The 13,390-nt window shown below is 73.9% G+C and carries 10 protein-coding genes and 1 pseudogene; 8 read left to right on the top strand and 3 right to left on the bottom strand.

Annotated features, from left to right (window positions below; translation table 11 throughout):
* Positions 1-184 precede the first annotated feature (184 nt).
* Positions 185-1,570 carry an NAD(P)/FAD-dependent oxidoreductase gene (locus tag ACIG5E_RS22525; RefSeq protein ID WP_396535892.1) on the bottom strand — a complete coding sequence of 462 codons (1,386 nt, stop codon included), beginning with the start codon at positions 1,568-1,570 and terminating at the stop codon, positions 185-187.
* Between the two features lie 293 nt (positions 1,571-1,863).
* Between ACIG5E_RS22525 and ACIG5E_RS22520 the strand changes: the two genes are divergently transcribed.
* The 4 genes and pseudogenes from ACIG5E_RS22520 to ACIG5E_RS22505 all read left to right on the top strand — a co-directional run.
* A complete protein-coding gene (locus ACIG5E_RS22520; RefSeq protein ID WP_396535890.1) occupies positions 1,864-3,402 on the top strand; it encodes a hypothetical protein in 1,539 nt (512 codons plus the stop codon).
* Between the two features lie 235 nt (positions 3,403-3,637).
* Positions 3,638-4,234, top strand: coding sequence for a helix-turn-helix domain-containing protein (locus ACIG5E_RS22515; protein ID WP_033351105.1), 597 nt, complete (start codon positions 3,638-3,640; stop codon positions 4,232-4,234).
* 65 nt (positions 4,235-4,299) lie between these two features.
* Entirely contained in the window at positions 4,300-5,199 is a 900-nt protein-coding gene (gene lepB / locus ACIG5E_RS22510) for a signal peptidase I (RefSeq protein ID WP_396535888.1), read from the top strand.
* A 138-nt stretch (positions 5,200-5,337) separates the two neighbouring features.
* Positions 5,338-5,403, top strand: a pseudogene (locus tag ACIG5E_RS22505) (zinc-ribbon domain-containing protein); the annotation flags it as partial.
* Between the two features lie 83 nt (positions 5,404-5,486).
* Here the strand turns inward: ACIG5E_RS22505 and ACIG5E_RS22500 are convergent.
* Positions 5,487-7,142 (bottom strand): LCP family protein, encoded by a 1,656-nt coding sequence (locus ACIG5E_RS22500; RefSeq protein WP_396535886.1) that lies wholly within the window; start codon positions 7,140-7,142, stop codon positions 5,487-5,489.
* 220 nt (positions 7,143-7,362) lie between these two features.
* Between ACIG5E_RS22500 and ACIG5E_RS22495 the strand changes: the two genes are divergently transcribed.
* Positions 7,363-7,725: a hypothetical protein gene (locus tag ACIG5E_RS22495; protein ID WP_396535884.1), complete on the top strand. Its 363-nt coding sequence runs from the start codon at positions 7,363-7,365 to the stop codon at positions 7,723-7,725.
* Positions 7,726-7,828: 103 nt separating this feature from the next.
* Positions 7,829-9,031, top strand: a complete 1,203-nt coding sequence (locus tag ACIG5E_RS22490) for a trans-sulfuration enzyme family protein (protein ID WP_396535882.1) — start codon at positions 7,829-7,831, stop codon at positions 9,029-9,031.
* 153 nt (positions 9,032-9,184) lie between these two features.
* On the opposite strand, the gene ACIG5E_RS22485 is transcribed toward ACIG5E_RS22490, so the two are convergent.
* Entirely contained in the window at positions 9,185-10,930 is a 1,746-nt protein-coding gene (locus ACIG5E_RS22485) for a SpoIIE family protein phosphatase (RefSeq protein ID WP_396535880.1), read from the bottom strand.
* A gap of 183 nt (positions 10,931-11,113) precedes the next feature.
* Between ACIG5E_RS22485 and ACIG5E_RS22480 the strand changes: the two genes are divergently transcribed.
* The gene (locus ACIG5E_RS22480) at positions 11,114-11,971 is read left to right on the top strand and encodes an SDR family NAD(P)-dependent oxidoreductase (RefSeq protein ID WP_396535878.1); all 858 of its coding nucleotides are present in this window, start codon (positions 11,114-11,116) and stop codon (positions 11,969-11,971) included.
* 196 nt (positions 11,972-12,167) lie between these two features.
* Positions 12,168-13,388, top strand: coding sequence for an ROK family protein (locus tag ACIG5E_RS22475; RefSeq protein WP_396535876.1), 1,221 nt, complete (start codon positions 12,168-12,170; stop codon positions 13,386-13,388).
* Positions 13,389-13,390 lie beyond the last annotated feature (2 nt).

The raw sequence follows: 13,390 nt of genomic DNA, 5'->3' as shown, positions 1-13,390 counted from the left end.
ACGGACACACGGGTGGCGTGGAGGCGGGTCCGTCAGCTAGGAAATTCGGGGCGTAGACATGTCGGCCAGGGTAGCGGCCGGTCGGAACGGACGCACCCGAATTAACGGGAGCACCCGGATCGGGCTGCCGCCGGACGGAGTGCGCACCGGCTCGCGGCGGTACGCACCCCGTACGGGACGGCCCTCAGCCGCGCAGGACGGCGGCCACCACCGAGGGGTGGAACAGCCGGGTCGGCGGCTCGACCAGGGAGAGCACCTCGTGGAAGGCCGCCGTGACCTCGGGGTTGCGGGTCGCGCCGTGCAGCACCTTGTCCAGGTAGCGGTGCTGGAGCTTGATCAGGGCGCCGGTGGGGCCGCCGGTGGTGGCGGCGAAGCGGACGTCCTCGGCGCAGGACATCATCCAGGCGTTCTTGGACACCGCCGCGATCCCCCGCCGGGCGTCGCGGGCCGTGGCGGGCCCGAGGCCGCCGTGTCGCATGGCCGTCCGGCGCAGCACCTGGGCGCAGAACAGCGAGACGGTGACGCCCTGGCCGTACACCGGGTTGAAGGTGCTCGCGGCGTCGCCGACCGCCACCAGGCCCGCGGGGGCGCTGCGCTGGTAGTGCCGCCGCACGCCGGGGCCGGGGAGGAAACCGCGGACCTCGCCCGCCGGTTCGGCGCCCCGCAGCATCTCCTGCAGGCCCGGGTCGCGTAGTTGGGACAGGTGCTTGGTGAAGCCCTCCTCACCGGGCTCGGGTTCGGCGCCGCGCATCCCGGCCAGGCTGACGATCCAGCGGTCGCCCTCCACCGGCAGCAGGACGCCCATCCGCGGCTTGTCCGGGGCCTTGGTCTGCAGGTAGATCGCCTGGTGGCCGAGGTCGACGCCGGGCGGCCGGTGGAACAGCCGGGAGGCGTAGGCGACGCCCGCGTCCACCCGCTCCTCGGGCACCGGGCGGCAGCCCAGTTCGGTGAGCCACTTCGGCACGGAGGTCGATCGGCCGGAGGCGTCGATCACCAACTCGGCGGGCACCTCCCGGACTTCACCCCGCTCCGAGCCGCGCTCCGAGCCGCGCTCCGAGCCGCGCTCCGAGCCGCGTTCCGAGCCGCGTTCGCGGACCTTCACCCCGGTCACCGCCTGCGCCGAGCCGAGCAGGCCGACCACGTCGGCGCCCTCCAGGAACTCGATCGACGGCTCGGTGCGGACCCGGTCCAGCACCAGCTTGTCCAGCACCGGGCGGGTGCAGGAGAGGAAGGACATCCGGGCGGGGTAGTCGATCATCCACCCGGCCGAGCTGAGCCACTTGAGGTCACCCGAAGTGGAGACCCGGTGCGCGCCCGCGGCCGTCAGCTCCTGGTTGATGCCGGGCATCAGCTCCTCCAGCGCCCGATGGCCGGCCTCCAGCACCAGGTGCGCGTGCCGGCCCTGCGGCACCCCGGCCCGGAACACCGGCTCGTCCGGGTACCGGTCCCGCTCCACCACGACGATCCGCTCGGCGAAGCCCCGCAGCGCCCATGCCGCCACCACGCCGGCCAGCCCGCCGCCGATCACCACCGCCGTGCCCCGCCCGGGGGCCGTCTCCGAAGAAGTCATGCGACGTAGCGTAGTGGTGTCGGCGCCGGTCCGTAATCGCTCCAGCTGGACGAACCTTCCGGCGGGGCAGGCGGGTTGGCGTCGGCGGGCCCGAGGGTGCGTACGCGTACTCCTCCGGTCCGCGCTAAGGAACCGTCAAGAAGGCCGGTCGGCGGCGTCAAGGAGGCGTCAGGATGCCCACCCCCGCAGGTGGCGGGGCACTAGCGTCGCGCGGCGAAGAGAAACGGTTCTGCGCTCGGACCCCACCCCGGAGCCCCGGCAGGCCGTGCGACGGGGGAAAGGGACGTGTCGTCATGACCACCTCGACAGCGGGCAGATCGGCCACCTCGGAGGAGGGGGCCGCGGGAGGCGACGACGGCCCCGAACCAGCAGCCGGGCTGCGGGTGCCGGCCGGCTCCCTGGCCCGGCTCGGCCAGGGGCTCCGGACGGTCGGCAGCCGCTCCTACCGGACCACCCCGCGACTGGTCCGCGGCCTCACCGCGCTGAGCCTGGCCGCCCTGATCGGCCTCGGCGCCACCGCCACCGCCGTCCTCGGCGGCGCCCGAGACGGCACCGACACCATCGGCCACCGGGCCGCCCCGCAGGCCACCCGCGCCGCCGACCTCTACTTCGCGCTCAGCGACATGGACGCCCAGGCCGCCAACCTGCTGCTGGTCGGCGACGACCCGGACTACACCACGCTGCGCAAGCAGACCCTGGACACCTACGAGCAGCGCCGCGACCAGGCCGACGACGACCTCCAGCAGGCCGCCCAGTCCGCCGCCGCCGACCCGGCCGGGCAGCGCGCCGTCCAGCTGGTGCTCGGCCGGCTCGGCAGCTACGAGGCCCTGGTGGCCCGCGCCCAGTTGCTGGAGGAGCAGGCCAAGGCCCCGGCCGGCCGGCCCTCGCCCGCCGCCCTGGACGCCTACCGGCAGGCCTCCGACCTGCTGCGCAACCAGCTGCTCCCGGCCGCCGACCAAGTCACCGCCGCCAACGAGGCCACCGTCGACCACGTCTACACCCAGCAGCGCGGCGCCCTGGACAGCGGTTGGTGGTGGCTGCTCGTCGTCGGCCTGCTCGCCCTCGTGGCGCTGTGCGGGCTCCAGCGGGTGCTGGCCGTGCGCTACCGCCGGGTGCTCAACCCCGCGCTGGCCGCCGCCACGCTGCTGACCGGCGTGGCGCTGGTCGCCGGGCTGAACCTGGTGGGCCGCACCGAGGACCACCTGGTGACCGCCAAGAGCAACGCCTACGACTCGGTGATCGCGCTGAGCCGGGCCCGCGCCGTCGCGTACGACATGAACGCCGACGAGAGCCGCTACCTGATCGACCAGGGCCGCGCGGCCGTGTGGGAGCAGGCCTACCTGGAGCAGAGCCAGGCGGTCGTCCACCTCGACGGCGCGACCATGGGCAGCTACGACTCCCAGCTGCAGGACGCCCTCAACCGGCACGGGGCGGACCGCTCCGCCGTCCCCTTCGGCGGGTTCCTGGGCAGCGAGCTGCGCAACATCACCTTCCCCGGCGAACAGGACGCCGCCGAGCGGGTCCTGGGCGCCTTCCAGGAATACCAGGCGCTCGACCGCCGGATGCGGGACCTGCACGACGAGGGGAAGCTCAAGGAGGCGATCACGCTCAACACCGGGCTCGCCAAGGGACAGTCCAACTACGAGTTCGGGCAGTTGAGCACGGCGATGGAGGACACCATCACGGTCAACCGGACGGCGATGGACACGGCGGTCTCGGCGACCGACGGCGACCTCGACGGCACCACGGCGGCCCTGGCCGGGGCGGTGCTGGCGGCGGCGCTGGGACTCACCGCGCTGGGGGTGCGGCCCCGGCTGCGCGAGTACCGGTAGCGCGGAGCCGGTCTGACGCGGTTTGACGCCGGTCGGCCCGGGGTCCTCCAGGGTCGGCCCGGGCTCGGGCGTTCCGGTGACTGGAAGTCCGGAAAGCGGGAACCGGGAGGACGGGGCCCGGTGGCGATCGGCGGATCGTCACCGGGCCCTGCCGCGTGCGCCGCCGCTCCCGGGGCAGGCCGTCACCGGTGTGCCGGATTGACAACCACCCTTGCCGTCCCGGCGAATAGCAGGCATGGCCGACGAAGAGTTCGAGAACGTCCTCACCACGGTGGGCCCCCGGCTGCGCGCCCTGCGCCGGGAGCGCGGCACCACGCTCGCCAAACTGGCCGCCGCGACCGGCATTTCACTCAGCACGTTGTCCCGGCTGGAGTCCGGGCAGCGCAAGCCGACCCTGGAACTGCTGCTGCCGCTGGCCCGGGAGTACCGGGTGCCGCTGGACGAACTGGTCGGCGCCCCGGCCACCGGCGACCCGAGGATCCACCCGCGCCCGGTGACCAGGAACGGCCAGACCATCGTCCCGCTCACCCGCCACCTGGGCGGTCTGCACGCGTACAAGCACATCGTGCCGCCCGGCCGGAACACCGGGCCCGAGCTGGAGCTGAAGGTCCACGAGGGCTACGAGTGGCTGTACGTGCTGTCCGGGAGGCTGCGGCTGGTGCTCGGCCCGCACGACCTGGAGCTGACGGCCGGTGAGGCCGCCGAGTTCGACACCCGGACCCCGCACGCCTTCGGCAACGCCGGTTCGCAGCCGGTGGAGTTCCTCAGCCTGTTCGGCCCGCAGGGCGAGCGCATCCACGTCAGGGCGCGCCCGGGAACCTCTGTTCGGTAGGTTCGTTCCCTGACAGGGGGTCTCCGCTTCGGGCTCCCGCCAGGCCGTCGGGAGGGGCCGATCAGATGAGTGTGCAGCAGAGTACGGAGTCCGGCGAGAGCGACGGAACCGAGGAGAGGCAGGAGACGGCGGCCGAGCCGGCATCCGAGCCGGCGGAGACCCCCGAGGCCGGTGCGAAGCCCGCCCGCAAGAAGCGCCCGTTCTGGCAGGAGCTGCCGATCCTGCTGGTGATCGCCCTGCTGCTCTCGCTCGGCATCAAGACCTTCTTCGTGCAGGCCTTCTCGATCCCCTCCGGTTCGATGGAGAACACCCTGCAGATCGGCGACCGGGTGCTGGTCGACAAGCTCACCCCGTGGTTCGGCGCCGAGCCGGAACGCGGCGAGGTGGTGGTCTTCCACGATCCGGGCGGTTGGCTGGACGACACGGCGCCGAAGGACGACGGTTTCATGGGCAGCGTGCAGAAGGTGCTGAGCACCGTCGGCCTGATGCCCTCGGCGGACGAGAAGGACCTGATCAAGCGGGTGATCGCGGTCGGCGGGGACACCGTCGAGTGCAACGCGGGCAGCCCGGTGAAGGTGAACGGCGTCGCGCTGGACGAGCCGTACCTGTTCCCTGGGGCGACGCCCTGCGACAACGACCCGGTCGGCACCGTCACCGTGCCCAAGGGCAAGTTGTGGGTGATGGGCGACCACCGCAACAACTCGCGGGACTCCCGCCCGCACCACAACCTCACCGGGGACGGCTTCGTGCCGGTGGGCGACGTGGTCGGCCGGGCTTTCGTGGTGGCGTGGCCGATCTCCAACTGGTCCACCCTGCCCGTACCGGACACCTTCGACAAGGTGCCCTCCCGGGCCGCCGGCGCCCTGCCGGAGCAGGCGCCCCCGGCTCCGGCGGCGCTCGCGCTGGCCGGCGTCGTGCCGATCGCGCTGTGGCGGCGCCGGCGGTCGCGGCGCAGGACGGGCTGAGCCGGACGGGCTCCGCCGGAACTCCATCCGCCGCCCACCCGCCGGAACTCCACCCGCCGGCCGCAGTGCCAGACCGAGACCCACGGCACGCCGTTCCGTCCGGGCTGCGGGTTCAAGCCGGCGCAGCCCGCCCAGTGCGGGCAGTGCCACAAGGACGTGCCGGAGGGAGCCGCGTTCTGCCCGTCCTGCGGGACGAGGCGCTGAGCGGCCGGTAGCCGAAACGGACAGGGCGCCCGCGGACCGGAAGTCCGCGGGCGCCCTGCCGTTCGTCGGTGCTGCGAGGCGGCTCAGCCGTACGACACGTTGGCGCACGGGTCGTCGTCCGCCGAGCGGGCGGTGCCGCTGACGCTGGTCGGCAGCGGGGCCGGGGCGTTGGGGGCGCCGGGTGCCGACGTGGCGGCGGAGGCCGGGTTGGCGGCGGCGAAGTCGTGGCCGAGCACCACGCTCAGGCCCCGGCCGCCGGGCTGGACGGTCGCGCCTGGGAACAGCTTGGCGACCGACTCGGCGGCGCTGCGCTCGCCCGTGCCGTACTCGACCACGGTGGTGCTGCGCGGCTTTCCGGCCGCGTTGCCGACGGTGGTGACGGTGTAGCCGGCGCCCTTGACGGCCTCGGCCCCCTTGCTGCCGAGGCCGCTCTCGCCGGTGCTGTTGAGCACGGCGACCTTGATCTCGGCGTTCTTGGCGTCCGCGGTGGGGGTGGGCGTGGCCTCGGCGGTCGGCGGGGCGCTGGGGGCGGCGGAGTCGGTGGCGGCCGGGCTCTGGGCGCTGGCGTCCTGGCCGTCGATGGTGCGGTCGGCCTTGAGCGCGGCCCACAGCTGGTCCACATCGGGGTGCACCAGGGCGACCCGAGCGCCCTCGTAACGCCACGGTGCGGTCAGGAACTTGACGTCATGCAGGTTGACGTCCTTGATCGACATGGCGAAGGACATCAGCTTGGCGGCCGAGCCGAGGTCGGGGTCGACGGTCAGCGACTTGGTCGCCGCGTCGGCGAGCGGCAGGAGGGTGGTCGGGTCCATGCCGCGCGACTTGACCTCCTTGATGAGGGAGGAGAGGAACGCCTGCTGGCGCTTGGTGCGGCCGATGTCGGAGCCGTCGCCGATGCCGTGCCGGACCCGGACGAAGTCCAGCGCGGACTGGCCCTCGACCTTCTGCTTGCCCTTGGCGAAGATCAGCTTGCCCTTGTGGCCCAGGTTGGGGTTGAGGTCCCCCTCGTAGACGTTGTTCGGCAGGCAGACCTCGACGCCGCCGACCGCGGAGGTCATCGAGGCGAAGCCGCTGAAGTCCACCACGATGGTGTGATCGACGCGCAGGTTGGTCAGCTTCTCGACGGCGTTCTGGGTGCAGGCCGGGTTGCCCTGTTCGGTGTTGCCCACCGAGAAGGCGCTGTTGAACATCACATTGGTCTGCTCCTTGGTCCACTTGCCGTTGGGGAGCTTGCACGGCGGGAGGTTGACCAGGGAGTCACGGGGGATCGAGATGCCGACCGCGTGCTTGTGGTCGGCGTAGACGTGCAACAGGATCGCGGTGTCCGAGCGGGCGCCGTCGTCCCCGCCGCCGCCCAGGTCGCTGTTGCCGTTGCCGCGGCTGTCCGAGCCGATCAGCAGGACGTTCACCGGGGTGCGGCCCTGGGCGTCCGGCGCGGCCGCCTCCGGGCGGTCCTTGCTGAGGGCGTCGCCGTCGAAGGTGGTGATGTTGCTGTTCAGGCGGTAGTAGACGGCGCCGCCGGCGAGCACCAGGAGGGCGGTGCAGCCGGCGGTCGCCCAGAGCACCTTCTGCTTGGTGCTGCGTTTCTGCTTCGGCTTGGCCCGGCTGGCGGGGCGGGTGTCGGATATGTCCTTTTCCGTCCCGCCCTTGCCCGAGTTGGCTGTGCGACCGGCGGCTCTGCGCCCACCGGCCCGGTGCGGCGAATTCTCGGTCTCGGTGGAACCCCTGCGACCCGACACGGCGTCATCCTCCACAGTTGCCACGGAACCCCCGTCGGAGCGGTGGCTTGCGTGGTCCTGGGCCGGAGCGGATCCGGGTCGGCCCTTCGCTAAACTTTTACACCGCTGTAGAACTTTCAGAGGAGCATACTAAGCGTAGATGAGAAAAATACTGGTCAGGCCATGAGAGAAGGTCGGCCGGGTCTCATCTCCGTGGCTCCGTACCCGTACGAGGAGCACGATGACTCACCGGATCGCCCGTTCGATAGCCGGTGCCCTGGTGGCACTGCTGGCCGCCGTCGGCCTCAGTGCCGCGGCGTCGAGCGCGACGGCGGTGGCCGCAACCCCAACCGCCGCGGGGAGCGCGGCCGTCGCGCCGGCCTCCGCGGCTGTGGCGCACATCACGCAGGTTTCGCAGGACGGGCAGGGCTCGCAGGCCGCGAACGTCACCCACGTCGCGGCCAAGCAGGAGAAGAAGAAGTCCGGCTTCTTCGCCAAGCTCGGGAAGTTCCTGCTGGTCGTGGTCATCCTGATCATCCTGGTCATCGTCCTGCTGATCTGGGGCGTCGTCCACTTCGTGCGACGGCTCTTCCGCCGCCGCTGAGCCGCTGCTGAGCCCGCCCCGGGTGCCGAAACGGCCCCCGAGGCGGGCCACTTGGGTGCGATTGGCCCTGGCCGGCCCGGTCGCGGCGCCACAGGATGGCGGCATGAGCGACCACCGCACCGACCCCGACGCGCTGCGCCCCGAGAGCCGGATCGTCCACCCGCCGCTGGCCGAGACCACCGGCAGCCGTCCGCTGGGCATCCCGCTGCACCAGAGCCACCTGTTCGCCTTCGAGACCAGCGAGGCGCTCACCACCGCCTTCGGCGGTCCCGACGGGGCGTTCTTCTACAACCGGTTCGGCAACCCGACCGTCCGCTCGCTGGAGAGCGCCGTCGCCGACCTCGAGGGCGGCACCGGCGCCATCGCCACCGCCTCCGGCATGGGCGCGATCAACACCGTGCTGCTCGCCCTGCTGCGCTCCGGCGACCACGTGATCGCCCAACGGAGCCTGTACGGCGGGACGTTCGCGATGCTGGCCGACCTCGCGCAGCGGTGGGGCGTCGAGGTGACGCACGTCTCGGGCGACGACCCGGACGAGGTCGCGGCGGCAATGCGGCCCAACACCCGGCTGCTGCACCTGGAGACGATCTCCAACCCGACCACCCGGGTCACCGACCTGCCCGCGCTGATCGCGGTCGCCCGGGGAGCCGGGGTGCTGAGCGTGGTCGACAACACCTTCGCCACCCCGCTGCTGTGCCGGCCGATCGAGCACGGTGCGGACGTGGTGATCCACTCCGCCACCAAGTACCTGGGCGGGCACTCCGACGTCCTCGCCGGGATCGCCGTGTTCGCCGACGCCGAACTGCACCGGAAGGTCTGGCACTACGCGACCGAACTCGGTGCCAGTGCCGACCCCTTCGCCGCTTGGCTGACCCTGCGGGGCCTACAGACCTTGGCGCTGCGGGTCCGCCGCCACTGCGACACCGCCCTCGACCTGGCCACCCGGCTCTCCGCGCACCCGGCGGTCTCCGCCGTCCACTACCCGGGCGTGCCCTCCCACCCCGACCACGACCTCGCCCGCCGCCTCCTGCCGGACGGCCACGGCGGCGTCCTCGCCTTCGACCTGGCCGGCGGCCGCGAGGCCGCGAGGGCCTTCACCGAGTCCGTGCGCCTGGCCTCCCTGGCGCCCTCGCTCGGCGGCGTCCACACCCTGGTGCTCCACCCGGCGAGCACCTCGCACCGGCAGCTGTCGGACGAGGAGTTGGCGGCGGCGGGCATCGGCGCGGGAACGGTCCGGGTGTCGGTGGGCATCGAACACCCGGAGGACCTCTGGACGGACGTCGAGCAGGCCCTCGCGAAGGCCTGACGGCCGCCGGGCGCTCGGCGGCTCAGGCCGGAGAGCGGCGGACGCGGGTGGGGTCGAGGTGGAGTTCGCAGGCGGTGTGGCAGTCGTCCATCGCCGTGGCCATCTCGGCTCCGCAGGGGCAGAGGCGGTTCGGACGGACTTCCGGCGCGGCCGTCAGCGGGGCCTGGGGCGGGCGGCGAGGAGGGCGATGTCGTCCTCGGCGGCGGGGGCCGGGGGTGGGGCGAGGGAGTGGAGGACGGCGTCGAGGAGGACGTCGAGGTCGCCGGTGGCGGGGAGGCGGAGGGCGGCGAGGCGTTCCAGGGAGGTGTCGATGTCCTCGTGGCGGCGTTCGACCAGGCCGTCGGTGTAGAGGAGCAGGGTCTGTCCGGGGTCGAGCGGGTGGGTGGTCTGCTCGTAGCCGCCGAGGCCGGTGCCCAGCGGGGGACCGGTGGGGACGCGCAGCAGTTCGGTGGGGTGGTCCGGGGTGATCAGGGCGGGCGGCAGGTGGCCGGCGCTGGAGAGGGTCCAGCGGGCGCGGCCGGGGTCGGCGAGGGCCAGCAGGCAGGTCGCGGGGCGGGCGGTGTCGTCGGCGGAGATGACGGCGTCGAGCTGGCGCAGGATGCGGTGCGGGGGCAGGTCCGTGCCGGCGATGTCGCGCAGCGCCGAGCGGTAGTGGCTCATGTCGACGGCGGCCTCGACGCCGTGCCCCATGACGTCGCCCATCACCAGCAGGGTGCGGCCGAAGGGCAGCCGGACCGTCTCGTACCAGTCGCCGCCGACCACCGAGATGCTGCCGGAGGGCAGGTAGCGGGAGGCGAGGGTGAGGTTCTGGTGCGGGTTGCCGGGCTCGCTCAGCAGTGCTCGCTGGAGTTCCAGGGCGATGTCCTGGGAGCGGGTGTAGCGGCGGGCGTTGTCGATGGCGGTGGCGGCGCGGGCGGCGAGTCCGCCGAGCAGGGCGGCTTCCTCGGGGGTGAAGGCCGGAGTGCTGGCGGTGCGGCCGAGGGTGAGCACCCCGATCAGGTGGCCGCGGACGGTGAGCGGCAGGACAAGCAGGGAGGCGGCGCCGGCCGGGCAGGCGTCCGCCGGGCCGGGTTCGGTGAGGACGGCGACGCCGGCGGACAGGCTGCGGGCGGCGGCCGAGCCCTCGCGGTGGCGGACGGACTCGCCGGGGCGGGGCAGCTCGGCGAGGGCGGCGTCGAGCGCGGGCACGGCCAGCACGGCGGCGCGGTGCAGTCGTGGGGCGCCGGACCGGCCGGGGCGGGCGGGTTCGGCTTCGGGCGGCAGCACGTCGACGGTGGCGAGGTCGGCGAGGCCGGGCACGGTGAAGGCGGCGAGCTCGGCGCAGGTGGTGGCGGTGTCGAGGGTGGTGCCGATCCGTTCGGCGGCGGCGTCCAGCAGGGCGAGCCGGGCGCGGGCCTGTTCGAGTTCGCGCAGTTGGTCGCGGGCCGGGCCGGGGTCGTCCAGGACGACGACGATGACGCCGGTGGCCCGCCCGGCCTGCCGCAGCGGCCGGTAGCGCACCCGCAGGCCGGGCGGCACGGGGGAGCCGGCGCCCTCGGGGCCGCCCGTGACGTGTTCGCTGTCGCGTCCGTCGGCGAGGACGCGGCGCAGCGGGCCGACGGCGCCGGCGAAGGCGGTGGTCTCGGCCGTGCGGCCGAGCAGGTCGGCGCGGCGCAGTCCGGTGACGGCGGTGAAGGCGGCGTTGAGGTGGCGCCAGCGCAGGTGTTCGTCGAGCAGGGCGACGCCGACCGGGGCGGCGTCGAGCACGTCGCGAAGCAGGTCCGGATCGGTGCCGGACCGGCCACTGTCGGTGAGCGATCCGAGGCTCGCGGCGAGGGCCGCCGCGGTCGCCGCCAGGGAGCGGGCGTCCGGTGGTGAGGGAGGGGTGCCCTCTGCTCGGTCGTCGTGCCGGTACTGCATGGGTCCATGATCACGCGCCGGGGCGCGGCGCGCCCACAACTGGGTGAAACCTTGACTGGCCGGAGACCTTGTTGCAGCGAAGCCCGCGGCTGGTTGCGTGCGCGCACACCCACTTGTAGGGTGCGTGCACACGCACACAGTCATCGGCCTCCGGAGCGACCCGGAGGCCGGGAGGAGGCCCGCATGGCAACCCATCGCATCGTTCTGATCACCGGCACCTCCTCCGGGATCGGGCTCGCCGCGGCCGTGGCCGCCGCCGGCGCCGACTGCCGCGTGATCGCCACCATGCGCGACACCGGAAGGGCCGGGAACCTGCTCCGAGCGGCGGAGAAGGCGGGCGTCGCCGACCGGATCGAGGTCGAGCGGCTGGACGTCACCGACCCGGCCTCCGTCGCGAACTGCCTGGACATCGTCCTCGACCGCTACGGGCGACTGGACGCCGTCGTCAACAACGCGGGCGCCGGCTTCCTCGGCACGATCGAGCAGGACGGGATGGCGCCGGTGCGCGCCGCGATGGAGGTCAACTACTTCGGCGTGGTCGAGGTGACCCGGGCCGCGATGCCGCACCTGCGGGCCAGCGGCGGCCGGGTGGTCACCGTGACCAGCGTCGGCGGCGTGGTCGGACAGCCCTTCAACGAGGCCTACTGCGCGGCCAAGTTCGCCGTCGAGGGTTTCATGGAGTCGCTGGCGCCGGTCGCGGCCACCGTCGGGGTGGCCGTCACCGTGGTCGAACCGGGCGCGGTGGCCAGCGAGTTCGTCGGCAACCAGAACCTGGACGTGCCCGCGCTGATCACCGCCGCCGGCCCGTACGGCCCGGCCCTGGGAGCGTACGTCGACCGGGCGAGGCAGGCCTTCGACAGCTCCCAGACCCCCGAGGAGGCGGCCGTCCCGATCGTCGCGGCGCTGACCGCGGAGCGGCCGCCGCTGCGGGTGCAGACCTCCCAGACGGCCCGGGCGTTCGCCGGGGTCAAGCTGGCCGACCAGGACGGTTCGGCGGTGCTGGGGATGACGGGCGGCTGGGTCGAGCCCGCCGGCGCCTGACACCGGGTCGCGGCGGGGGCGGGGCTCGCGCGGTCGGCGCCGGGTGATCACCGGTCATACTTGGGCCGCGGCACCCGACACCGGACGCTGCGGGCGGTGTCAGGGCCACCGCCCGCCGGCACCGGAAGGTCCGTCGTGGACCGCCCGTCGTGGACCGCCCGTGGCGGACCGTCAGCAGCCCAGACCGGAGGAACCGATGAGCCCCCAGCAGCCGACCAGTCGCCCGGCGGCCGGGGCCCCCGGGGTGCCGTGGAACCGGCAGCGGCTGCGCAGCAACAACGAGTGGCTGCTGCTGGAGCTGCTGCGCACCGGCGGCGGCACCTCGCGCGCCCAACTGGCCCGGGACACCGGTCTGTCCAAGCCGACCGTCTCCGCCGCGCTGGCCGACCTGGAGCAGGCCGGGCTGGTCCGCGAGGCCGGGCGGGTGTCCCCCGAGCGCGGCCGCACCGCGGTGCTGTACGAGGTCGACCCGACCGCCGGCCACGTGCTGGGCGTGGACATCGGCCGGGCCCGGCTGCGGGTGGCGGTGGCGGACCTCGCCGGGACGGTCGTCGCGCGGCGGGACGTGGCCAACCGGGGGCGGACGGCGGACGCCGTCGCGGACGCCGTGGTCGCCGCCGCGCAGGAGGCGACCGCCGAGGCGGGCCTGAGCGCCGCGGACATCGTGCACGCGGTGATCGGCACGCCCGGGGTGTGGGACGAGGAGCGGCGCGGCGTCCGGTACGCCACCAGCCTGCCCGGCTGGGGCCGGCCGGGGCTGTTCGACCGGATCGGCGAGGGGCTGGGCACGGCCGTCACGGTGGCCAACGACGCCAACCTCGCCGCGCTCGGCGAGTACACCCTCGGCGCCGGGCGCGGCAGCCGGATGTTCGCCTACCTGTTGGTCGGCACCGGGCTCGGGCTGGGCGTGGTCAAGGACGGTGAGCTGCTGCTCGGCGCGCACGGTGCGCTGGGCGAGATCGGCCTGGTGCCGCTGCCCGCCCTCGCGGGCGAACCGGCCGGGACGACGCTGGAGCAGGAGGCCGCGGCGGACGCGGTGGTGCGGGCCGCCCGGGAGTTCGGACTGGAGGGGGCGGGCGGGCGGCAGTTGACCGCCAAGCGGGTCTTCGAGCGGGCCCGGGCCGGCGACGGCGCGGCGCTGCGGGCGGTCCAGTGGGAGGCGGATCGGCTCGCCTACGCCGTCGCGGTGCTGTCCGCCGTGCTCGACCCGGACCTGCTGGTGCTCGGCGGCGGCATCGGCAGCAGCGCGGACCTGCTCCTGGAACCGCTGGAGCAGGCCCTGCGCCGCTTCGCCCCGATGCGTCCGACGCTCGCACCCAGCCTGCTGGGGGAGGAGGCGGTGCTCCTCGGCGCGGTCTCCACGGCGCTGGAGACCGCCCGCCCCGAGGTGTTCGAGCGCCGGACGGCGGAGCTGTGATG

The sequence above is a fragment of the Kitasatospora sp. NPDC053057 genome, assembly GCF_044546945.1.
GTDB lineage: Bacteria > Actinomycetota > Actinomycetes > Streptomycetales > Streptomycetaceae > Kitasatospora.
This window is presented reverse-complemented; position numbering and strand designations above follow the sequence as displayed.